Here is a 22,314-nt window from a genome sequence, read left to right as displayed (position 1 = left end):
CTTTCCGAGGGTATGGGCTAGACCGCGATCCCCGGTCCGACCGGGCACGAGCTGCTGCTCCCCAAATCAGAATATAGGAACGCACGATGCGACCAGCATTTGCCGGTATCGACTTCGGCACTTCGAATTCCACCGTGAGCGTGGTCAGGAACGGGCAGCCGCGGCTGGTGGCCTTGGAAGACGGCCAAGTCACTCTGCCCAGTGCGGTGTTCTTCAATTTCGAGGACAACCGCACCTATTTCGGGCGACGCGCCATCGCCAACTATACGGACAGTATCGAAGGCCGCCTGATGCGCTCGCTGAAGAGCGTTCTCGGCAGCTCGCTCGCTCACGAAAAGACGCGCATCAAGGCGCGCTCGATCGGCTTCATGGAAATTGTCAGCCTATTTGTCGGCCACCTGAAAAAGAAGCTCGAAGAAAACGCCCTCGACACAGTCGAAAGCGTCGTAATCGGACGGCCGGTACAGTTCGTAGACGACGACGCCGGGGCCGACGCCGAGGCCGAGCACGAACTCGAAAATGCCGCTCGCGCTCAGGGCTTCAAGCACATCGCCTTCCAATTCGAGCCGATCGCGGCGGCACTCGACTACGAACAGAAGGTGACGCGCGAGGAACTGGCGCTGATCATCGACATGGGCGGCGGCACGTCCGATTTCTCGATCGTGCGGGTCTCGCCCGAGCGCGCCCGCTCGCTCGACCGCAAGGACGACATCCTGGCCAGCCGCGGCATCCACATCGGCGGCACCGACTTCGATCGGCTGCTGAGCATCGCCCATGTGATGCCTCAGCTCGGCTATCTGACGTCGACTAAGGATGGCAAGCGCAATCTGCCGGCGAGCTACTTCATCGACCTGGCGACATGGCAGCGCATCAACCTGGTCTATACCGCAAGGGCGATGACGCATCTTCGCCAGATCCGCTACGAGGCAGAGCGCGCAGACCTGGTCGACCGCTTCATCCACATCGTCGAGCATCGTTACGGCCACGCGCTGGCGGCGCTGGTCGAAAGGGCCAAGATCGAGCTGACGGATCGATCGTCGGCCGGTATCGAGGTCGCGCTACCGGAGGTGAGGTTCACGGCAGAGATCACGCGCGAAGGTCTCGAAGCCACTATCGCTCGGGATATTGAGCGCGTTGCAGGTACCGTCGAGCAGACCGTCCGCGACGCGCAGGTGAAGCCCTCCGACATCACGGCGGTGTTCCTGACCGGCGGATCGACCGCGATCCCGCTGGCCAGGCAGCAGATCCTGGCTCTGGTGCCGCAGGCGTCGGTTATCGAAGGCGATGTGTTCGGCTCAGTCGGGCTTGGGCTGGCGCTCGACGCACAGCGGAAGTTCGCCTGATCGGCTTAAAGCGGCGCGGCTCTCTCAGCTTTGCCGCCGAGATGCGCCTTGAGCGCCATCTGGGCCAGGCTTGGCTGCCGGTCGCGATGCGTGATCATGGCAAATTCGCGCTTCGGCAGATCGATCGGCACGGAACGCAGACTGCCTTCGGCGACCGCGCGCGCGACGACGAGTTCCGAAATGATGCTGGCGCCGGCGCCGGCCTCGACCGCCTGGCGAATAGCCTCATTGCTCGGCAATACCAGGAATATCTGTAGGTCCGCGAACGAAATCCCGTCGCGTCGGGCAAGGTCCTCCAGCGCCTCGCGCGTGCCCGACCCGCCTTCGCGAATGATCCAGCGAAGCCCGCCAAGGTCGGGATGCCCAGGCGAAACTTCCGCGATCTCAGGGTGCGAGCGCGCCACGACCAGCATCATGCGATCGATATCGACCTTGGCACGCCGCAAAATGTCGGATTCGGTGCGCCCCTCGACCAGGCCAAAATCGGCTGCGCCATCAAGTACATTGGTCTCGACCTGCCTGGTGTTGCCAATGCTCACGCTCAGCCTGACGGCAGGATAGGCTTCGTGGAAAGAAGCGAGCCGGCGCGGCAGCCAATAGCTGGCGATGGTCTGGCTGGCAGCGATCGAGAGACTGCCTGATATCGTCTGCGAGACATGCTCCAGCACGTTGTGGGCGGCCGCCGCCCGCTCGAGAACCGCCTTGGCCTCCGGCAGGAACCGGCGTCCGGTCTCGGCGAGCTCGATATTGCGGCCCACTCGGTTGAACAACTGCACGCCGTGCTGCTGTTCGAGCGAGCGGATGGCGGCGGACGCGGCCGACTGTGAAATGCCTAACAAGTCGGCCGCTTTGGTCATGTGCGCCCGTTCGGCGACGGCGACGAAGATCCGCAATTGGTCCAGAGTCATGCCAGCATTAAGAAGCAAATCCGATTGGAATTACAAGAGCAAGTTGTTAGACAGATTGATTGCTTTGTTCTAAATTTTAGCCCGAAATTGGAAAAAAGTCGCGCCAGAACAGTCGAGGGTAGAAATTGGTGAGGCTGTTCAAATCCGTGTTTACGCACTGGACCCGCAGCCTGCGGTGGCGGCTCGTCGGTGAACGCTATCGGCCGGAACAGCATTACATGCGCGGCCCAGGCCCGAAGACGAGAGCCAAGGCCGCGGAACGCAACAACATCGCCGGATCATGACCAACAAACCGCTGCGCGGCGCCAACTCAGCACCATCCCAACGGCCGCTTGCCGATACGCGCGCGCCCGCCGAAGGCGACGGCGTCGATACTTCGCCTGATGTCTCCGACAGCATCGCCAAGACCACCTGCTATATGTGCGCCTGCCGCTGCGGCATCGACGTCCACATCAAGGACGGCAAAGTCCGCTACATCAACGGCAACAAGGACCATCCGGTCAACCGTGGCGTGCTGTGCGGCAAGGGCAGCGCCGGCATCATGCAGCACTACAGCCCGGCTCGGCTGAAGAAGCCGCTGCTGCGCACCGGCCCGCGCGGCTCGGGTGAGTTCCGCGAGATCGAGTGGGAGGAAGCTTTGTCGATCGCGACGAAGCGGCTTTCGAATATCCGCCGAACCGATCCGAAGAAACTCGCCTTGTTCACCGGGCGCGACCAGTCGCAATCGCTGACCGGCTGGTGGGCGAGCCAGTTCGGCACACCGAACTTTGCCGCCCATGGCGGCTTCTGCTCGGTCAATATGGCGGCCGGCGGCCTCTACACGATCGGCGGCTCGTTCTGGGAGTTCGGCGAGCCCGACTGGGACAACACCAAATACTTCATGCTGTTCGGGGTTGCCGAGGATCATGATTCCAATCCGATCAAGATCGGTCTCGGCAAGCTCAAGGCACGCGGCGCCAAGGTGGTCTCGATCAATCCCTGCCGCACCGGCTACAACGCGATTGCCGACGACTGGATCGGCATCCGGCCCGGTACCGACGGCCTGTTCGTGTTTGCGCTCGTCCACGAATTGCTTAAGGCCGGCCGTGTCGATCTCGACTACCTCTTGCGCTACACCAACGCCCATCTTCTCGTCATTCAAGAGCCTGGTGCTGCCGATGATGGGCTGTTCATGCGCGACGGCGACGGCAATCCGCTGGCTTGGGACAGGGTGGCAAAGATGCCAGTCAATGCCAGTGACGCCGACGCGAAGCCCGCACTGACCGGCAGCTTTCTCGTCGACGGCCGCCGTTGCGTGCCGGTCTTCCAACTCGTCGCCGACCGCTATCTGGATGAGAGCTATTCACCCGAGGCGGTCACTGACCGGTGCGGCATCTCCGCCGATACCATCCGCAGGATCGCCGCCGAACTCGCTCATGTCGCCTTCGAACAGCAAATCGAATTGCCGGTGGCGTGGACGGACTGGGCCGGCCGCCGGCACGAGACCATCAAGGGCCGACCGGTGTCGATGCATGCGATGCGCGGCATCTCGGCCCATTCGAACGGTTTTCACTCTTGCCGCGCCATTCATCTGCTTCAGGTGCTTCTCGGCACGGTGGACGTGCCGGGCGGCTTTCGCTTCAAACCGCCTTATCCACGGTCTGCACCGCCGGGTCCGAAGCCAGCCGGCAAGAATGTGAAGCCGATGACGCCGCTCGAGGGCATGCCGCTCGGTTTTGTCTGCGGACCGGGGGACCTGCTGATCGACGAAGGCGGCAAACCGATCCGTATCGACAAGGCCTACTCCTGGGATGCGCCGCTGGCCGCACACGGGCTCATGCACACGGTTATCCGTAACGCCTGGGCCGGCGATCCCTACACGATCGACACTCTGTTCATGTACATGTCCAACATGGCTTGGAACTCGTCGATGAATACCGTCGAGACGATGGCCATGCTGACCGATATTGATGCGTCGGGTGAGTACACGATCCCGTTCATCATCTATTCCGACGCTTATTATTCCGAGACCGTACCTTTTGCCGATCTGGTGCTGCCGGACACGACCTATCTCGAGCGTCATGACTGTATCAGTTTGCTCGATCGGCCGATCAGCCACGCCGACGGGCCGGGCGACGCCATCCGCCATCCCGTCGTCGAGCCGGATCGCGACGTCAGGCCGTTCCAGACGGTGCTGATCGAACTCGGCGCGCGGCTCAGCCTGCCCGGCTTCGTCGACGACGATGGTTCCGCCAAATACCGCGACTATCCCGACTACATCGTCAATCACGAGCGCACGCCAGGTGTCGGTCCGCTCGCCGGCTGGCGCGGCAAGGACGGGGCCTCGGTCGGCAAGGGCGACGTCAATCCCGACCAGTTGCAGCGCTACATCGATAATGGCGGCTTCTGGCACCAGGATTTCGCCGCCGATCAGCGCTACTACAAGATGGCCAACCGCTCCTATCTCGAATTCGCCGAGAGCATGGGCTTCATCCCGAAGGCCGAGCCGATCGTCTTCCAACTCTATTCCGAGCCGATGCAGCGCTTTCGCCTTGCGGCGCGCGGCCATGGCGGGGTGCTGCCGCCGGAGGCGGAGCGCAGCCGTATCGAGACCTATATGGATCCGCTGCCGTTCTGGTACGCGCCCTTCGAAGAGGCTGCAGTCGATAGCCAAGCCTATCCGCTCCACGCGCTGACGCAGCGGCCGATGCACATGTACCATTCCTGGGGCGCGCAGAATGCGTGGCTAAGGCAGATCACCAGCCAGAACCGGCTGTTCGTGCACAATCGGACCGCCGCCAGCCTCGGGCTTGTCGATGACGACTGGGTGTGGATCGAGAGCATCAACGGCAAGGTCAAGGGGCAGATCAGCCTGATCGACGGCGTCAACGCCGATACGGTGTGGACCTGGAACGCGATCGGCAAACGGCGCGGCAGCTGGGGGCTCAAGGATGACGCGGCCGAATCCAATCGCGGCTTCCTGCTCAACCACATCATCGGCGACCAGACCTCTGCCGATGCGAATGGCAAACGCTATTCGAATTCCGATCCTGTCACCGGCCAGGCGGCATGGTTCGACCTGCGCGTGCGCATCGTCAAATGCGCGGCCGAGGAAGCTGGCTTCACCGAGCCGCAATTCGAGCGGTTCCGGCAGCCGCCACACTTCGAGCCCTCGCCCGACAAGCTCAGTTTCGGCGCCGAATTCCGTCGGGAGAGAGAAGCTGCCGAATGACTTGCCTTCCCGCCCACACCGACAAAAAGCTCGGCCTGGTCATCGACCTCGACACCTGCGTTGGTTGCCAGGCCTGCGTCACCGCCTGCAAGGAATGGAACACCGGCGGCCATATGGCGCCGCTAACCGACATCGACCCCTATGGCGGCAATGTCGACGGCGTCTGGTTCAACCGCGTGCACAGTTATGAGCACATGACCGAGATGGGTGGGCGCACGGTCAATTTCCCGCGCTCCTGCCTGCACTGCGAGACACCGGCGTGCGTCACGGTCTGCCCGACCGGCGCCTCCTACAAACGGGCGTCGGATGGCATCGTGCTGGTCGACGAGGACAAATGCATCGGCTGTAAATTGTGCAGCTGGGCCTGCCCCTACGGCGCGCGCGAATTCGACACGGATCTCGGCGTGATGAAGAAATGTACGCTGTGCGTCGACCGCATCTATAACGACAATCTGGCGGAGGAAGACCGCGTGCCGGCCTGCGTTGCCGCCTGCCCGACCAGCGCGCGGCATTTCGGCGATCTGGGCGATCCGGCATCGGCTATCTCGCAACTGGTGGCGGAGCGCGGCGGTGTCGACCTGATGCCGGAGATGGGCTACAGGCCGACCAACAAATATCTGCCGCCACGCGCCCACACCACCCGCGCCGCATCGGTGCCGGCACAGGCGCTCCAGCCGGTGCGAGCCGAAGGCGGTTTCCTTGGCTGGGTCGACCGCATGCTTTCGAACTGACCCGCGCCTTCATGCATCCAGCCTTCTCCGTCGTCTTTTTCACCACCGCCACGGGCGCCGGTTACGGCCTGCTCGCGCTGCTTGGCGTGTTGGCCGGACAGGGCTTTATCCCGCCCGATTTCTGGCTTGGCCTCACCGGCATGGGGCTGTCGCTCGGCCTGATCTCGGCAGGCCTGCTGTCCTCGGCCGGCCATCTCGGCCGGCCCGAACGCGCCTGGCGTGCCTTCTCGCAATGGCGTAGCTCATGGCTGTCGCGCGAAGGCGTTGCCTCGGTCGCCACCTTCGTGCCGGCGGGACTGTTCGGTATTGGCTGGGTGGTCCTCGGCCGTACGAGCGGCTGGGTGGCTGTCGCCGGGCTGCTCGCTGCCATCGGCGCGGTCGCAACCGTCTGCACCACCGGCATGATCTACGCGTCGTTGAAGCCGATCGCCCAATGGCACAGCCGCTTCACCCTGCCCGGCTATCTGATCTTTTCGGCGATGACCGGCAGCGTACTGCTCAACGCCCTGCTGCAGGGATTTGCGGCAGGCTCGAATATGCTTCTGGCGGCTGCCCTGTTGCTGACCGCGCTCGGCTGGGGTTTGAAGCTGGCGACCTGGCGATACAATGATAGGCTGGAGATCCCGACCAATGCCAACACCGCAACCGGGCTTTCCGGCGGCACGGTGCGGTCGATGGAATGGCCGCATACCGAGGAAAACTATCTGCTCAAGGAAATGGGCTTTCGCATCGCACGCAAGCACAGCGCAAAGCTGCGGCTGATCACCCAGGCTCTGGCCTTTGCCTTGCCCGCTTTGCTGCTGATTGCGGCGTTTGCCTTACCGTGGCCCTTTGCGGCGGCTTCGTCGATACTCTCCGCAATCGCCCAACTCGCCGGCATGCTGGTGGAGCGCTGGCTGTTCTTCGCCGAGGCCAAGCACACTGTTACCCTCTATTACGGACGATAGGGCAGCTCAGCCCGGCCTGAGCATCGAGTGGGAAATCGCGAAGATGCGCTCAGTGCCAAGCATATAGGCCATCAGCGTTTCGCGGCGGAACAGCCCGGCATAGGCGCGGTCAAGGAGATTGAGCGAACCGGTGTAGGCGCCGAAGGCCGGCATGATCATGCGGCCGCCATCGCCGGCAAAGCAGCGCCGCCGCACCGAACGGCCTTGCTGGACGATGCGGGCGCAAGGATGCAGATGGCCTGATATCTCGCCCTCCACCCTTATCGCCGAAGGCTCGTGCCGGAAGAGCAGAGAGCCGATGGCCAGCTCGCGCACGGTGTCGCCCGGCAGGTCGGCCGGTGCTTCCGGGTCATGATTGCCGGCGACCCAGAACCAGTCGCGCCCAACCATCAGCCCTTCCAGCCTTTCGCGAAAGCTTGCGTGCATGCGCGCGGCGCCGCCGCCATCGTGAAAACTGTCGCCCAGGCTAATGACGATCGCAGGCTGATAATCGGCAATCACCGTCTGCAGCCGGAGCAGCGTGGCGCCGGTATCGTAAGGCGGAACCAGCGTGCCGCGCCTGGCCAGTGAGGAGCCTTTTTCCAGATGCAGGTCGGATACGGCCAGAAGCCGGAATTCGGGAAAATAGAGCACGCCGCGGCGGTCGCAGATCGCGCGTTCGCCAGCGATACGGACGGCGCCCGTATCCGCCAGAGTCGCAGCCATTGCCAGCGCCACAGTCATTTCGTCCCCATGGCTTCCTCGACCAGCGTGGCTGCATCCATCAGCAGCGTCTCATCGGCCTCGCCGTGCACCGGCATCTTGCCGATCTCAAGCATGATCGGCACGGCGAGCGGCGATATCTGCTCGAGATTCTTATGCATGATTCGACCCTGGACGCGCGAGAGCATCTCGGCAAGTCTGCTGACATCCAGCAGACCGGTCGCGGCATCGGCCCGCGTCGCCTGCAAAAGGATGTGGTCGGGCTCATGGCTGCGCAGCACGTCGTAGATGAGGTCGGTCGACACGGTCACCTGGCGGCCGCTCTTCTCCTGGCCCGGGTGGCGTTTCTCGATCAATCCCGAGATCAGCGCGCAATTGCGAAAGGTGCGCTTCAACAGCCAGCTGCCGGCGAGCCAGGCTTCGAGGTCGTCGCCCAGCATATCTTGATCGAAGAGCGCAGCCAGCGACGGTTTCTTCGCCCTGAACATGTGACCCATATCGGCCAGCGACCATATGGCAAGCGCATAATCGGTGGCGACGAAGCCGAGCGGCCTGGCTCCCGCCCTGTCGAGGCGGCGGGTCAGCAGCATGCCCAGCGTCTGGTGCGCCAGCCTGCCCTCGAACGGATAGGCCACCAGGTAGTAGCGGTTGCCGCGCGGAAAGGTCTCGATCAGCAGATCGTCGCGTTTCGGCAGCACCGACTTGTCGGCCTGGAAACGTAGCCAGTCGGCGACCTGCTCCGGCAGCTTCTTCCAGCGCTGCGGATCGTCCAGCATGGCGCGCACCTGTTCGGCTAGGTACGTCGAAAGTGGGAATTTGCCGCCGCCATAGTACGGCACCTTGGCGTCGCTGCCCGGCGCGTTCGAGACGAAGCACTCACTCTCGCGGATGCCCTCGAAGCGCAGCACCTTGCCGGCGAACATGAAGGTGTCGCCGTGCGTCAGCGTTTCGAGGAACGCCTCCTCGATCTTGCCAAGAACCCGACCGCCACGCGAAGCCGCGCCTCTGCTGCCGGCCTGGACGTAGCGCACGTTGAGCGCCGGCACTTCAATGATGGTGCCGACATTCAGCCGGTATTGCTGAGCGACGCGAGGATTGGACACCCGCCACAGCCCGTCCTTGTTGAGACGAATACGGGCGTAGCGTTCGTAGTTCTTCAGCGCATAGCCGCCGGTGGCGACGAAATCGATGACGCGATCGAATGTCGGCCGGTCGAGATCGGCATAGGGTGCTGCCGTTCGCACTTCCTCGAACAGCGCATCGGCCTGGAACGGCGCACCGCAGGCGCAGCCCAGCACGTGCTGCGCCAGCACGTCGAGCCCGCCATTGACCAGCGGCGGCGTATCCTGGGCGCCCAGATAATTGGCGTCGAGCGCCGCCCTGCATTCCAGCACCTCGAAGCGATTGGCCGGGATCAGGATCGCCTTCGACGGCTCGTCCATACGGTGGTTGGCCCGACCGATGCGCTGTGCCAGCCGGCTGGCACCTTTCGGCGCGCCGACATGGACGACCAGGTCGACGTCGCCCCAGTCGATGCCGAGGTCGAGCGTCGAGGTGGCGACGATGGCACGCAAGGCGTTCTCGCCCATCGCTTTCTCGACGCGCCGGCGCTGGGCGACGTCGAGCGAGCCATGGTGTAGCGCGATCGGCAAGGTGTCCTCGTTGACCCGCCACAACTCTTGGAACAGCAGCTCCGCCTGGCTGCGCGTGTTGACGAACAGCAGGGTTGTCTTGTGGCGCTTGATCTCGTTGTAGATCTCCGGCGTTGCGTAGCGGGCCGAATGTCCCGCCCACGGCACGCGCTCCTCCGAATCGAGAATGGAGATCTCGGGCTTGGCGCCGCCAATGACGACGATCAGTTCGGCCATCGGCCCCGGTGGATTCTGGCTGACCAGCCAGCGCCGCAATTCGTCGGGCTCGGCGACCGTCGCCGACAGGCCGATCATCTGCAGGGCGGGCACAAACGAGCGCAGCCGGGCCAGGCCAAGCGACAGGAGGTGCCCACGCTTCGAGGTCACCAGCGAATGCAGTTCGTCGAGTACGACATAGCGCAGGTCCTCGAAGAAGCGCCTGGCGTCGGGCGCGGCAATCAGCAGCGCCAATTGCTCGGGCGTGGTCAGCAGAATGTCGGGCGGCGCCAGCTTCTGCCGCTGGCGCTTGTGTGCGGGCGTATCGCCGGTGCGCGTCTCGACAGTAACCGGCAGCCCGATCTCTTCGACGGGTTTGCCGAGATTGCGCTCGATGTCGACGGCCAGCGCCTTCAACGGCGAGATGTACAGCGTGTGGATGCCGCGATGCGCCTGCCCTGGCCTTCTCCTTGGCCGGCCGGCCAGTTCGGTCAGCGATGGCAAGAACCCGGCCAGCGTCTTGCCGGCGCCGGTCGGGGCGATCAGCAATACCGACTGCCCGCCCTGAGCCTTGGCCAGCAATTCGATCTGATGGGCGCGCGGCGACCAGCCTTTTTCCGCAAACCATTTGACGAATGGCTCGGGCAGGACGACGGCGGCTTTCTGTTCGGCAAGGCGCGGCTGCTCTGTCACGCGTCAGAGGTAGCGCGGCGGCGCGCGATCGCCAAGCAGAATCAGAACAAAAGGTGATCGATTCGCGTTACGGCCGGCGAAACCCCGTCGGACCGCCATAGAGATAGCCGATACGGGCGATCGCTTCGCTCAGTCCTTCACGCGATACCAGCATGGTGTGGCCATTGGCGTGGATTATCGTCTCGGCGTCGGTCATGATAGCGACGTGGCCTTTCCAGAACACCAGGTCGCCGCGCTGAAGCCCGGAAAAGTCCGGCCCCGGAACGAGCGGCTCGCCGATGGTTGCCGCCTGCATGTCGGAATCGCGCAGCACCTGCCTGCCGGCCATGCGCATCGCCAATTGCACGAGACCGGAACAGTCGATGCCGAAGCCCGAGGCGCCGCCCCACAAATAAGGCGTGCCGAGAAAGCTCTCGGCAACAGCAACGTAGTCGGCGGCCGCCTCGGCGACAGGCCTGAGATGACCCGAGATGACCGCTTGACCGGACGGCAACAGCGCATAATGCGTGCCGCGTGTTTCGGCTGAGCCCGTCACCGTCACCAATGATCCCATCGACAATTGCCCGCTCACCGGAAAGCGCAAGTCGGGTCCTGGATAGAGAAAGGTGCGCGGCACCGAAACGATATGGGTCGGCGCATGGTCCCGAGCGCCCAACGCCGTGTCGGCGACATAGCCGACATAGCCGTCGCATTCGCCCTGGATCCAGGCCCAGCCTTCTGCGTCCTCGAAGACGAGAATGTCATCGCCGAACAGAAGCTGTGTGTTGACACCGGCATTCGGCCGTGGCGCCTTGCGGATGTCGGCCACGGAAGCGGTGATGCGAGCCGGCCGGCCGGCGACGAACCGGTCGGCGGCGACCTCGCCTCTCAGCCTGGCATCGGCGAGATCGGAGCGGAAGGCATGGAGGCGGGCATCCCTGGCGGTCAAATCGGCAACTCGTTCAAATGGACAATTTGGTCAAATCGGCAGCTCTTGGGCTCTGGCAATGATAACATCGCCGAAGCGTTCGACAAAGAGCGCACCTTCGACTGTGCGCCTGACCAGCACGTTGCGCTTGTCGAGCTCGTCGCGGTGGCGCGACACCAACTTCAGCGCCCCCATCGTGTCGAGCGCACGGGTGATCACCGGCTTGGTGACATTGAGGCGGGCAGCCAGACCGCGCACCGTGTGCGGCGGCGGATCGAGATAGATGGTGAACAGGATCGCCGTCTGGCGCATGGTGAGATCGGGTGCGTCGTCGCGCACCTGCGACAGCACCACCTGCTGCCACAGTCGCAAGGCCTGACTTGGACGCATGATAATCGACATCCGTCCAGCATGACGGAAAATTGTTTCGGTTCCGTTTCAGTCAACACCTTCGTCGGCTATGCCGAGACATCATCCGCCGAAGCGGTTCGAAATGACACGCTCCAGCGCCCGGATGCCTTGCGCCTCGCCGCCGGCAAGGCCGTGCGGGCGGTCCGACGGGTTCCAGGCGAAGATGTCGAAATGCGCCCAGCTGGCGGTCTTTTGGACGAAGCGCTTCAGGAATAGCGCCGCGGTGATCGAGCCGGCGAGACCATCCGACGTGACGTTGTTGATATCGGCAATTTTCGACGCCAGCTTGGCGTCATAGGGCTTCCACAACGGCATGCGCCATAGCGGATCCTCGACCGCAACGGAGGCGTCCGCCAGCTCGGATGCAAGCGCCTCGTCACCGGTGTAGAAGGGCGGCAGGTCGGGGCCGAGCGCAACACGGGCAGCGCCTGTCAGTGTTGCCATATCGACCAGCATCTGCGGCTCCTCGTCGTCGGCCAAGGCTAAGGCGTCGGCGAGGACCAGCCGCCCTTCAGCGTCGGTGTTGCCGATTTCGACGGTGATGCCTTTGCGGCTCACCAGCACATCGCCTGGACGGAAGGCGTTGCCGGCTATCGAATTCTCGACAGCGGGGATGAGCACGCGCAGCCGGACCTTCAGCCCGGCGGCCATGATCATGGAAGCGAGGCCCAGCACGTTGGCAGCGCCGCCCATGTCCTTCTTCATCAAAAGCATGCCCGAGGACGGCTTGATGTCGAGGCCGCCTGTGTCGAAGCAGACGCCCTTGCCGACCAGCGTTATCTTGGGGGCATTCTTCGGCCCCCAAATCATGTCGATCAGGCGCGGCGCGTCGGCCGAAGCGCGACCGACGGCATGAATCATCGGAAAGTTGGCGGCGAGAAGATCGTCGCCCTTGGTCACCGATATTTCAGCCTTGTGCGTCGCGGCCAAGGTCCGGGCGGCATTCTCCAGCTGGCCGGGACCCATATCGCTGGTCGGCGTGTTGACCAGGTCGCGTGCCAGGAAAACGCCATCGGCGATGCGTCTGACGCGAGCAGCGTCGGCGCCGGACGGCAGCGCGAAGCGAAGCGTCCTGCCAGGCTTCTTGCCATAGCGGGTGAAAATATAGCCGCCGAGCGCCAGCGCGAGTGCCGTAAGCTCCGGCTTGGCCGGTGCGGACGCAAGACGCCAGTCGCCTTCGGGCAAGGCTCTCGCCAGTGCCCCGACGGCCATTGCGCCCTCGGCGTCGCCGGTGCCGAACAGGGCTCCGGCAATCGCACCGTTATCGCCAGGCACAACCAGCGTCCTGCCGGCCTCGCCGGAAAAGCCGTTGGCCTTGGCCCAGGCGACCGAGGATGGCGCAAGGCCCGCCGCCGCCTGTGCATCCTTCGCCACCAGATGGACCGGCAGCGCATTGTTCAATTTTTTCTCGACGAGTTCGACAGGCATTCGCTGGTCTCCGGCTTCTGAGTCGGCGTTTCTTAACTCTCCGTTAGGGTTAACAGAATATTTCTGCGGGAGGGAAGATGACCACGCAAATGGTCACGCGCATGAACGGAGCCCTGGTGCCGATGCCGACCGACCGCAGGATGAACGCCAGCGCAAACAGGCTGATCACCACGGCGTTGATGATGGTGCTTGCCGCAAGCGTCGCTGGCTGCGGAACCAGCAAATTGACGACTGGCTCGATTTCTCGCCCAAGCGGCAAGCCGCTGGAAACAATGTCGGCGGGCGAACTGCACAACGCCACGATGGCGCTCGGGCAGTCCTACTCGAAAAGCCCCAACGACAAGCGGATCGCGACAAACTATGCCGCGGCGTTGCAGATGGACGGTGACGCCGACCAGTCGCTTGCGGTGATGCGCAAGCTGGCGATTGCCTTGCCGAAGGACCGCGACGTGCTCGCCGCCTATGGCAAGGCGCTTGCCGCCAACGGACAGTTCGAGCCGGCTCTCGATGCCGTGCGCCGCGCCCAGACGCCCGAATATCCTGACTGGAAACTTGTATCGGCGGAAGCTGCCATTCTCGACCAGCTCGGCCAAAAGGACGAGGCGCGTCAAGACTATCGCAAAGCGCTGGACCTCAAGCCGAACGAACCGTCGATCCTTTCCAATCTCGGCATGTCGTATGTGCTGGAAGGCGATTTGCGCACGGCCGAAACCTATATGCGCTCGGCCGCCCAGCAGCCGAATGCCGACAGTCGCGTCCGCCAGAACCTGGCGCTGGTCGTCGGTCTGCAAGGACGTTTCGACGAGGCCGAGAAGATCGCCTCACAAGAGCTGTCGCCGGAACAGGCGCAGGCCAACGTCGCTTACCTTCGCCAGATGCTGGCGCAGCAGAATGCCTGGAGCCAGCTCAAGGAGCAGGACAAGGCAAAGCCTGCCACCAACTGACCGCTTCGAGCGCCGAACCGGCGCGAGAATTCCGCAACACGTCAAACGCAAGGAGCCGCGCGACACCCGCAGCGCGGCTTTGAATCGTAGCAGCGTTTGTGGCGACGCCGCTTGGGCTACTGGCTGCTCGATTTCGGCTGGTCGCCAAAGATGCCGCGCTGACTCACCTGGATGCCGGCGGGACCCAGAATGATGGCGAACAGCACCGGCAGGAAGAACAGGATCATCGGCACGGTAAGCTTCGGCGGCAGCGCGGCCGCCTTCTTCTCGGCGGCATTCATGCGCATGTCGCGGCTCTCAGCGGCAAGCACGCGCAGCGCATGCGCCACGGGCGTACCGTAGCGCTCGGCCTGAACCAACGCCTGGGACACCGACCTGACGGATTCGAGGCCAGTGCGGCTTGCAAGGTTCTCGTACGCCTGCTTGCGCTCCTGCAGATAGGAAAGTTCGGCATTGGTCAGAATGAATTCTTCCGCCAATGCCACCGATTGCGCGCCGATCTCATCGGCGACCTTGCGAAGCGCTGCTTCCACCGACATGCCGGACTCGACGCATATCAGCAACAGGTCGAGCGCGTCCGGCCACGCCATCTGAATCGACTGCTTGCGCTTGGTCGCACGGTTGTTGACGTAGAGCACCGGCGCGTAGAACCCCGCATAGGCAACCACGATGCAGACGAACAGCTTCACGAAAAGCGGCTGCTCGGGCAGTCCTCCAAGCACGAACAGATATATGGCCGCCAATGCAAAGCCGATGAAGGGCAGGACGAGGCGGAAAAAAAGGAAGCGCGTCAGCGGATTTTGGCCGCGAAAACCCGCCACTTTCAATTTCTGCAAGGTACCTTCGTCCGCCAGCGCACGCCTGAGATCCAGGCGATCGACAATATTGCGCATGCCGACCGACTGCTCTTCGCGCAGGCCCTTGCGGCGGCGGTCGGCTTCGACTGCCAGCCGCGCGCGCTGTTTGGCGCGCAGCTCATCGCGCTCCAGCGCCACGGATTTCATGCGCGCCTTGAGCTGGTTCCCGCCAAAGGCGGGCAGCAGCGTGAAGACCGTCGCAAACACCGCGATGCCGACCAGCAGTGCGATCAGCAGGGACGGGTCGGTGAGAGTTCTGATGACGTGATCGGTCATACGCGCGAATCCTAGACTTCGAAGTTCATCATCTTGCGCATTACCAGGATACCCATCGACATCCAGACGCCGGAACAACCGAGGATCAGATGGCCGGTGCTGGTGGTAAAGAGGGGCATGATGTAGTTCGGGCTCGTCAGATAGACGAGAAAGGCAACGACGAAAGGCAGCGCGCCGATGATCACGGCGGATGCCTTGGCTTCCATAGACAACGCCTGGACCTTGGCCTTCATTTTCTTGCGGTCGCGAAGCACGCGCGAAAGATTGCCCAGCGCTTCGGAAAGATTGCCGCCGGCCTGAGACTGGATCTGGATGACGATGCCGAAGAAGCTCGCCTCGGTGCACGGCATCGTTTCGGGCATGCGCATGGCCGCGTCGGGGATCGACAAACCCATTTGCTGCGAATCGACGATGCGGCGGAACTCGGTCTTGACCGGCTCGGGGGATTCATTGGCGATCAGGCGCACAGCGTCGTTCAGCGGCAGGCCGGATTTTACTGCACGCACGATGATGTCGAGCGCGTTCGGAAATTCGTTGAGAAACGCCTTGACGCGGCGTGCGCGGCGAAACGAGACGAACCAGCGCGGCAGACCCAAGACACCGACCAGCAGCGCAGCCGGCAAGACCAGCAGCGGTGCGCCGATGAAATAGACCAAAGCCGTCAAGACGACGCCGCAGACCGCCGAATAGACATAGAAGCGCTCAATCGAGACCTTCATGCCGGCCTGGCGGATTTGGATCTTCAGCGGTGGTTTCTTGACCAGGCTCTGGTTGGACTTTTGCTTTTGGTCGAGATCCTTCAGCGAATCCTGGACGGATTTGCGACGCTTGGCCGCTTCCGCCACGCGATCGCGCGAAGCCTTGACGACGGAACGATCCGTCTCGGCGGTCTTGATCGATTCAAGCCGCTTGCCGACCTGCTTCTCGGTGCTGATCCGATTGAACAGGAAAGCATAGGCCACTGCGCCGGCGCTGAAGCCGGCGAGCACGACGAATGCCAATACGGTGCTGTCAATCCCGAACATCGACGCTGGCCCCCACGCTTCCAGACGGATCAGTCAGCGCGTTTCTCCATCGCCTCGAGTGCAACGGCTAGGCGCTGCTCCTCGCCATAGTAGCGGGCGCGCTCCCAGAAATGCGGACGGCCGATGCCGGTCGACACGTGCTCGCCCAGCAACCTGCCGTTCGCATCCTCGCCCTTGATGTTATAGAGAACGATGTCCTGGGTGATGATGACGTCGCCTTCCATGCCGATCACCTCGGTGATGTGGGTGATGCGCCGCGATCCGTCGCGCAGGCGTGCAGCCTGTATGATCACGTCGACGGAGCCGACGACAATTTCGCGTACGGTTTTTTGCGGCAGCGTGTAGCCGCCCATGGCGATCATTGACTCTATACGGTTGAGGCATTCGCGCGGGCTATTCGAGTGGATCGTTCCCATCGAGCCGTCATGGCCGGTGTTCATCGCCTGCAATAGGTCGAACACTTCGGGTCCACGCACCTCGCCGACGATGATGCGCTCGGGCCGCATGCGCAGACAGTTCTTGACCAGGTCGCGCATGGTCACTTCGCCCTCACCTTCAAGGTTGGGCGGACGTGTTTCGAGACGCACCACATGTGGCTGCTGCAATTGCAGCTCAGCCGAGTCCTCGCACGTAATGACGCGTTCCTCGCGGTCGATATAGTTGGTCAGGCAATTGAGCAGCGTCGTCTTGCCGGAGCCGGTACCGCCCGAAATGACAATGTTGCAACGGACGCGGCCGATGATCTTGAGAATCTCGGCGCCTTGCGGCGAAATCGAGCCGAACTTGACCAGCTGGTCGAGCGTCAGCTTGTCCTTCTTGAACTTGCGGATGGTAAGGGCGGTGCCGTCGATGGCCAAGGGCGGTGCGATGACGTTGACACGGGAGCCATCAGGAAGACGCGCATCGCAGATTGGGCTTGATTCATCGACGCGGCGGCCAACCTGGCTGACGATACGCTGGCAGATGTTGAGGAGCTGCTGGTTGTCGCGGAAACGGATGCCGGTCTGCTCGACCTTGCCGTTGACCTCGATGTAGACGTTCTTGGAGCCATTGACCATGATGTCGGCAATATCGTCGCGGGCAAGCAGTGGCTCCAGCGGCCCGTAGCCCAAGACGTCGTTGCAGATATCCTCGAGAAGCTCTTCCTGCTCGGCGATGGACATCGCGAAGTTCTTGATCGCGATGATGTCGTTGACGATGTCGCGGATTTCCTCGCGCGCGCTTTCGGGATCGAGCTTGGCGAGCTGCGACAGATCGATCGTGTCGATGAGTGCGGAGAAGACCTGGCTTTTGGTGTCGTAATAGCTCTCGCTGCGCTCACGCTGAATCCTTTTCGGCTCCGGCGCCAATGGCGGCGGCTCGACCGCACGGCGAACCGCCGGCCCTGCAGGCGCGCCGGATGGCGGCAGCGCCCCGGGCCTGGCAGCTACCGCCGCTTCCACAGGGTTCGCGGCCGCCGGCGCGGCAGGTGCGGGTGCTGGCTGACGGAATTCCGGGATGGTCCGGTTGCCGTCGTCGCTGCCTCTTTTACCAAACATGATCGCTTACCAATTCCACCGCTGCGGCATCACTTCTTGTTGCGCGAAAGCTTGCCGAGCAGGTTGCCGAGGCCAGCCTTTTTCTTCACCTTGATTTCGCTGCGCCCCGTCAGCACATGGGCAATCTCGTTGATCGTGGCGACGACGGGGCTCTTGGCATCCATCTCACCGAGCATACGTCCGTTGTTGGCGGCATTTCCGAACAAAAGCGGCTCGAACGGGATGACCGACATCGGCGAAAGGCCGAGCGATTCGGAGAAATCGGACGGCGTAATCTCGGGACGTTTCGGCACACCGGCCTGGTTGATCACAAGCTTTGGCGCAGGATCGTTTGGACGAAGCCGCTTCAGCATGTCGACCAGGTTCTTTGTGTTTCGCAGATTGGCCAGTTCGGGCGTCGCCGTGATGACGATCTCGTCGGCCTTGACCAGCGTGTTCTTGGTCCAGCCGGCCCACACATGGGGGACATCGAGCACGAGGAGCGGCGCGCTACGCTGGGCTATGTCGATAAGCTGGGTGAAGGCGTCGGGCTCGAAATCGTAGACCCGCTCCAGGGTCGAAGGTGCCGCAAGCAGCGACAGGTGCTCGGCGCATTGGGCGAGCAGCCGGTCGAGATAGACCTCGTCGACACGTTCCGGCGAGAAGACCGCCTCGGCAATGCCCTGCGCCGGGTCCTGGTCGAAATTGATGTTGGCCGTTCCGAAGGCGAGGTCGAGATCGGCGACAACCACTTCGGACTTGAAAAGGGACGACATGGCCCAAGCCACATTATGGGCTATTGTCGAGGAGCCGACGCCGCCCTTGGCGCCGATGAAGGCAATCGAGCGGCCGATCGGCTCAGCTTCCGGATCAACGAAGATCGAGGACACCACGCTGACGATGTCGGCCATCGATACCGGGGCGATGACATATTCGGAAATGCCCGAACGGATGAGTTCGCGATACAGGCCGACATCGTTGTAATGGCCGACAACCACCACCTTGGAGGTCGGATCGCAGTGCTCGGAGAGCTGGGCGAGTTGTTCCAGCAACAGCTTCGGCTCGCTGCGCGATTCAAGCAGGATCAGGTTCGGTGTCGGCGCAGACTGGTAGAATTCGATAGCGGTGGGGATGCCCCCCATATGCACCTTCAGATGGGCCTTGGCCATACGGCGATCCTCGCCAGCGCGCTCGACCGGATTGGCTACGCCTTCGGTCTCGCAGAACGCCTGGATCGAAATGCGCGGGATCGGCCGCAACGCCTGCATCGCGGCAATATCCTGCTCCGAGGTTTCGCCGCCTGCTACCTCTGTGTCATAGGCAAGATTGCTCATTGTCATCTCTTTCAGTGACTTGCGCGGCTTAGGTCTGTTGAGCCTCAACACTCGTTAATATTCGACTTCCGAATTGCCGAGGAGTTCGTCCGAAATTCCTCTGTCGCGATAGACGTCGATCACCGCGCTCCGATTTGCCGCGTCGATGGGAGTCTGTTTGCGCGGCCCGATCAGATCGGCCGGATTGGCCATCTGGGCGGCAAGGTTGTTTTGGTACGAACAGCCGAAATCGGCATAATGCTTGTTTTCCGAAGTCTCCAGAAGGTCTTCCGGCCAGCGCCCGCATTTGTCCGTCTGAGCCTTCACCGAGACGTAGGCGACACGGACCGGGGCGGACGCTTCGGCCGAAACGGATTGATAGGACCGCACGGCGATCCGCTTCCGGCTGATGCCGCTGGCTATGGCAAGCCTGGCGAAATCGCGGCCGGCCGCGGCCGCTGCGATTTCGTTAGCCGAGCCGCTCGGGACCTCAATCGTCAGCACCGGAGCCGCGCTCCTGTCGTATCCGTCCAGAAAGCCCAGGAGCGTGTCGCGCTGGAATCTGGTCATGCCACGGTCGCCGGCGCCGACCGGAAGGTCGATCTTCTGGATCTTCTCGGCGATGACGATCGGATGGGTGGTGCGATAGTCGTCCGGTATGGCACCGACCGTGACGCTGTCGCGATTGGCGCAGCCGGCCAGTGATGCCGCCATCACGACCGCCATGATGGGAACGGCGGGCCGCCAGATTCGCAAATGGACCGACCGCATCGCGGTGATCGCCTTTGTCTTCGATGCTGACTGAGACATGTCCGCTTCCCCGCTTACTTGTAGATGAAGCCGATAACGCCGTGATAACGGCCGTTGGGCTTGTCGGTCTGCATGGTGCCGTAGACGCGGTTGACGCGTCCAAGGAACATGGCGGCCCCGTCGCTGGCGGCGTTGAAATTGTCGTCAGGCTTGGCAAGGTCGTTGCGCGCCACCGGCTTCACCAGATAGGGCGTGATGATGATGACGAGCTCGGTCTCGTTGCGAACGAAATCCCTGCTGCGGAAGAGCGCGCCGAGCACTGGAATCTTTGTCAGGCCAGGCAAGCCGTTGACGGCTTGCCTGACATCGTCGCGGACGAGCCCGGCAATCATCATCGAGCCGCCCGAAGGCAGTTCCACCGTCGTGTCGGCCAAGCGTTTGCGAAGCGACAGGGCGTTCATGCCAAGGCTTTTTACGCCTTCGGAATAAGATACTGACCCTTCCGTTGTCGGCTCGGAGACCGACGTCCTGACTTTCAGGCTGATGCGGCCGGGAGACAGCACCACCGGCTGAAATTCCAGGCCAATACCATATTCGATCTTCTCGACTGAATAGGTTTTCAGACCTGTCTGGTTATCGTTGGAGACGGCTTCGGAAACGCCGGTCACCATGTTATATTCACCGCCGACCTTGAAGGTCGCCTTCTCGCCGGATACGGCCGTCAATGTTGGCTCGGCGAGAGTCTTCATGACGCCGGACTGTTCCATGGCGTTGATATAGGCCTGCAGCGTCGAGCTGCTGATAGAGAGGCCCGAGTTCGACAGCGACTTGCCTAAACCCGTGAAATTGTCGCTTAACGCGCTCCAGCTGATGCCGTTGCTGCTGCCGCTGCCGATCATGTTGACGCCGAGCTGCTTCATCACCGAGCGGCTGACTTCGGCAACCGTCACCTTGAGCGTCACCTGGTCGTCGCCGATAATCTGCAGCAGGTTGACGATCTTGCTGACGCGGCGCTCGGTGTCCGGATTGTTGATGTCGACGCCGGCATCGGCGGAGCCGCCGGCAGCGGTCTGCGAATATTGACCCGTGGTCGCTTCGCCGCCTGAGACGAAGATCTCCGCCAGGTCTTGCGCACGCTTGGCGTCCAGCGGAGTGTCAACGGTTCCGGTCAGAACGACATTGTCGTTCAGCAACTCGACCTTGATCTCCGATGACGGGATGAAGCGCTTGATATAGTCCTCCAGCCCGGCAACATCGCGTTCGACCGCCAGATCAAGGCTGACGATCTGTTCGCCATTCGGGCCAAAGACGAAGATGTTGGTCTCGCCGACCGCCTTTCCGAATAGATAGATGCGCCTGGCGGTGCGGGTCACCGCATCGGCTACCGCGGGGTTGGCAACGAGAATATCGTAGGCATCGCTCGGCAGGTCGATGACCACCGATTTGTTGAGCCCGAGCTTCACTCGCTGGGTGGCCGTCGAGGCTGTGACCCTGGCATTGTTCGCCGCATGGGCATCGAGAGTGCCATACGCATTCGTTCCAAGGAGAAACAGGCCGATCGCCGCAGCCAAGGTGACCGGCAGTTTGGTTTTTAGCTTCATTTCCTCGCCCCCACTTCGGAAACTTCGCCCGACTTGATCAACCGCACCGTTCCGCGCCGACCATTGCCGGAAACCAAGTAGTCGGCCTCCCCCACATTCTTGTCCTGGCTGTCCTTGATTGAGCGCAGTGCCAATGTCAGGCGATCCGCCATCTGCTGAGCGACGGTGATGATCTCGGACTGCTGCGGCGTCAGTTCCAGGGTGGCGGTCTGGCCGACCCTGGTCTTCTTGCCTTCCTCATCCTCCTGAATGGTCTGGTCGATCGCCAGGACGCGAATGTTCTTGAGGATAGTCTCGGTCGTGAAGCCCGGACTACCGCCATTGGCGGTATCGGCTCTGCGGGTCATGATGACGTCGACGAAATCGTTGGGAAGAATAAAGCCACCGGCCGAAGTGTCGGCCGAGATGCTTGTGGCGACAGCCCGCATGCCGGAGGGCAGGATCGACGACATGAAGCTTTGCCCCTCACCGATCAACTTCGAGCGCCGCAACGGCTCGCCGGCATACAGCGCCACGCGCGCGACGCCGCCCTTCAGCTTATCCAGCGCTTCAGGCTCGGCGGCGCGGGTGATGAAATTTGCGTTGATGCCGGCGGACGGCCATGACTCCCAGGAAATGTTGTTCTCTAGCGGACTGCCCATCGGAACATCGCCGGAAAGGACAAGCACGTCCTGCAGCGCGATCGCCGGCGCTTGGGGGCCGGAATCGACAACCGGAGGCGGCGGAGGCGCGACCATGTTCTTCGCGACATAGCCTGCACCTCCGGCCGCGGCTATCGCCACGCCTAGAATAATCAATCGGGATGCTGGCATCTGTCCGAACCTCGCCCTTGGCAAACCACCTGGCCAAGCCGGACTTTGCAGCGGCAATCGTCAAAACAAGGTTAATGTTATACTTACGATC

At 62.6% G+C, this 22,314-nt stretch carries 18 protein-coding genes; 5 read left to right on the top strand and 13 right to left on the bottom strand.

The features are described 5' to 3' along the window. The first annotated feature begins 86 nt into the window (after positions 1–86). The gene (locus NKJ09_RS20650) at positions 87–1,343 is read left to right on the top strand and encodes an Hsp70 family protein (RefSeq protein WP_352483221.1); all 1,257 of its coding nucleotides are present in this window, start codon (positions 87–89) and stop codon (positions 1,341–1,343) included. A 5-nt stretch (positions 1,344–1,348) separates the two neighbouring features. Here the strand turns inward: NKJ09_RS20650 and NKJ09_RS20645 are convergent, their stop codons facing one another. Beyond that, complete coding sequence (locus NKJ09_RS20645) at positions 1,349–2,251, bottom strand: LysR substrate-binding domain-containing protein (protein ID WP_023719518.1); 903 nt, start codon at positions 2,249–2,251, stop codon at positions 1,349–1,351. Between the two features lie 280 nt (positions 2,252–2,531). On the opposite strand from NKJ09_RS20645, the gene NKJ09_RS20640 reads away from it, so the two are divergent. The 3 genes from NKJ09_RS20640 to NKJ09_RS20630 are packed head-to-tail and all read left to right on the top strand — an operon-like array spanning position 2,532 to position 7,140. After that, on the top strand, positions 2,532–5,462 hold the full coding sequence (locus tag NKJ09_RS20640; RefSeq protein WP_023719520.1) for a molybdopterin oxidoreductase family protein: 2,931 nt from the start codon (positions 2,532–2,534) through the stop codon (positions 5,460–5,462). Then, on the top strand, positions 5,459–6,193 hold the full coding sequence (locus NKJ09_RS20635; RefSeq protein ID WP_352493781.1) for a 4Fe-4S dicluster domain-containing protein: 735 nt from the start codon (positions 5,459–5,461) through the stop codon (positions 6,191–6,193). The genes NKJ09_RS20640 and NKJ09_RS20635 overlap by 4 nt, the downstream gene beginning before the upstream one ends. Positions 6,194–6,204: 11 nt before the next feature. After that, the gene (locus NKJ09_RS20630) at positions 6,205–7,140 is read left to right on the top strand and encodes a dimethyl sulfoxide reductase anchor subunit family protein (RefSeq protein WP_023719522.1); all 936 of its coding nucleotides are present in this window, start codon (positions 6,205–6,207) and stop codon (positions 7,138–7,140) included. A 6-nt stretch (positions 7,141–7,146) separates the two neighbouring features. Here NKJ09_RS20630 and pdeM read toward each other — a convergent pair whose 3' ends face one another. The 5 genes from pdeM to NKJ09_RS20605 form a co-directional block, all read right to left on the bottom strand. Then, positions 7,147–7,845 carry a ligase-associated DNA damage response endonuclease PdeM gene (gene pdeM / locus NKJ09_RS20625; protein ID WP_502897786.1) on the bottom strand — a complete coding sequence of 233 codons (699 nt, stop codon included), beginning with the start codon at positions 7,843–7,845 and terminating at the stop codon, positions 7,147–7,149. A 14-nt stretch (positions 7,846–7,859) separates the two neighbouring features. Continuing rightward, positions 7,860–10,382 (bottom strand): ligase-associated DNA damage response DEXH box helicase, encoded by a 2,523-nt coding sequence (locus NKJ09_RS20620; protein WP_352483225.1) that lies wholly within the window; start codon positions 10,380–10,382, stop codon positions 7,860–7,862. Between the two features lie 67 nt (positions 10,383–10,449). Next, entirely contained in the window at positions 10,450–11,310 is an 861-nt protein-coding gene (locus NKJ09_RS20615; protein ID WP_352483226.1) for a C40 family peptidase, read from the bottom strand. A gap of 30 nt (positions 11,311–11,340) precedes the next feature. Further along, positions 11,341–11,691 carry a MarR family winged helix-turn-helix transcriptional regulator gene (locus NKJ09_RS20610; protein WP_023719526.1) on the bottom strand — a complete coding sequence of 117 codons (351 nt, stop codon included), beginning with the start codon at positions 11,689–11,691 and terminating at the stop codon, positions 11,341–11,343. Positions 11,692–11,760: 69 nt separating this feature from the next. Next, on the bottom strand, positions 11,761–13,128 hold the full coding sequence (locus NKJ09_RS20605; RefSeq protein WP_352483227.1) for a leucyl aminopeptidase family protein: 1,368 nt from the start codon (positions 13,126–13,128) through the stop codon (positions 11,761–11,763). A gap of 122 nt (positions 13,129–13,250) precedes the next feature. Between NKJ09_RS20605 and NKJ09_RS20600 the strand changes: the two genes are divergently transcribed. Continuing rightward, complete coding sequence (locus NKJ09_RS20600; protein WP_023719528.1) at positions 13,251–14,072, top strand: tetratricopeptide repeat protein; 822 nt, start codon at positions 13,251–13,253, stop codon at positions 14,070–14,072. Positions 14,073–14,188: 116 nt separating this feature from the next. On the opposite strand, the gene NKJ09_RS20595 is transcribed toward NKJ09_RS20600, so the two are convergent. From NKJ09_RS20595 to cpaB, 7 genes are read right to left on the bottom strand one after another with little or no spacing between them, the layout of a single operon-like run. Beyond that, positions 14,189–15,205: a type II secretion system F family protein gene (locus NKJ09_RS20595; protein WP_352483228.1), complete on the bottom strand. Its 1,017-nt coding sequence runs from the start codon at positions 15,203–15,205 to the stop codon at positions 14,189–14,191. Between the two features lie 11 nt (positions 15,206–15,216). Beyond that, positions 15,217–16,230 (bottom strand): type II secretion system F family protein, encoded by a 1,014-nt coding sequence (locus tag NKJ09_RS20590; RefSeq protein WP_023719530.1) that lies wholly within the window; start codon positions 16,228–16,230, stop codon positions 15,217–15,219. A 29-nt stretch (positions 16,231–16,259) separates the two neighbouring features. Continuing rightward, on the bottom strand, positions 16,260–17,768 hold the full coding sequence (locus NKJ09_RS20585; protein WP_023719531.1) for a TadA family conjugal transfer-associated ATPase: 1,509 nt from the start codon (positions 17,766–17,768) through the stop codon (positions 16,260–16,262). 29 nt (positions 17,769–17,797) lie between these two features. Beyond that, on the bottom strand, positions 17,798–19,081 hold the full coding sequence (locus NKJ09_RS20580) for a CpaE/TadZ family protein (protein WP_023719532.1): 1,284 nt from the start codon (positions 19,079–19,081) through the stop codon (positions 17,798–17,800). Positions 19,082–19,135: 54 nt separating this feature from the next. Then, a complete protein-coding gene (locus tag NKJ09_RS20575) occupies positions 19,136–19,870 on the bottom strand; it encodes a CpaD family pilus assembly protein (protein WP_023719533.1) in 735 nt (244 codons plus the stop codon). A gap of 14 nt (positions 19,871–19,884) precedes the next feature. Further along, positions 19,885–21,411: a type II and III secretion system protein family protein gene (locus tag NKJ09_RS20570; protein WP_352493779.1), complete on the bottom strand. Its 1,527-nt coding sequence runs from the start codon at positions 21,409–21,411 to the stop codon at positions 19,885–19,887. Next, positions 21,408–22,223, bottom strand: a complete 816-nt coding sequence (gene cpaB, locus NKJ09_RS20565) for a Flp pilus assembly protein CpaB (RefSeq protein WP_023719535.1) — start codon at positions 22,221–22,223, stop codon at positions 21,408–21,410. Before cpaB ends, NKJ09_RS20570 begins: the two co-directional genes overlap by 4 nt. Positions 22,224–22,314: the final 91 nt, after the last annotated feature.

Source organism: Mesorhizobium sp. M0189 (assembly GCF_040322135.1).
Lineage (GTDB): Bacteria > Pseudomonadota > Alphaproteobacteria > Rhizobiales > Rhizobiaceae > Mesorhizobium.
The sequence above is the reverse complement of the archived record's forward strand: the minus strand, read 5'-3'. Positions and strand labels throughout refer to the sequence as shown.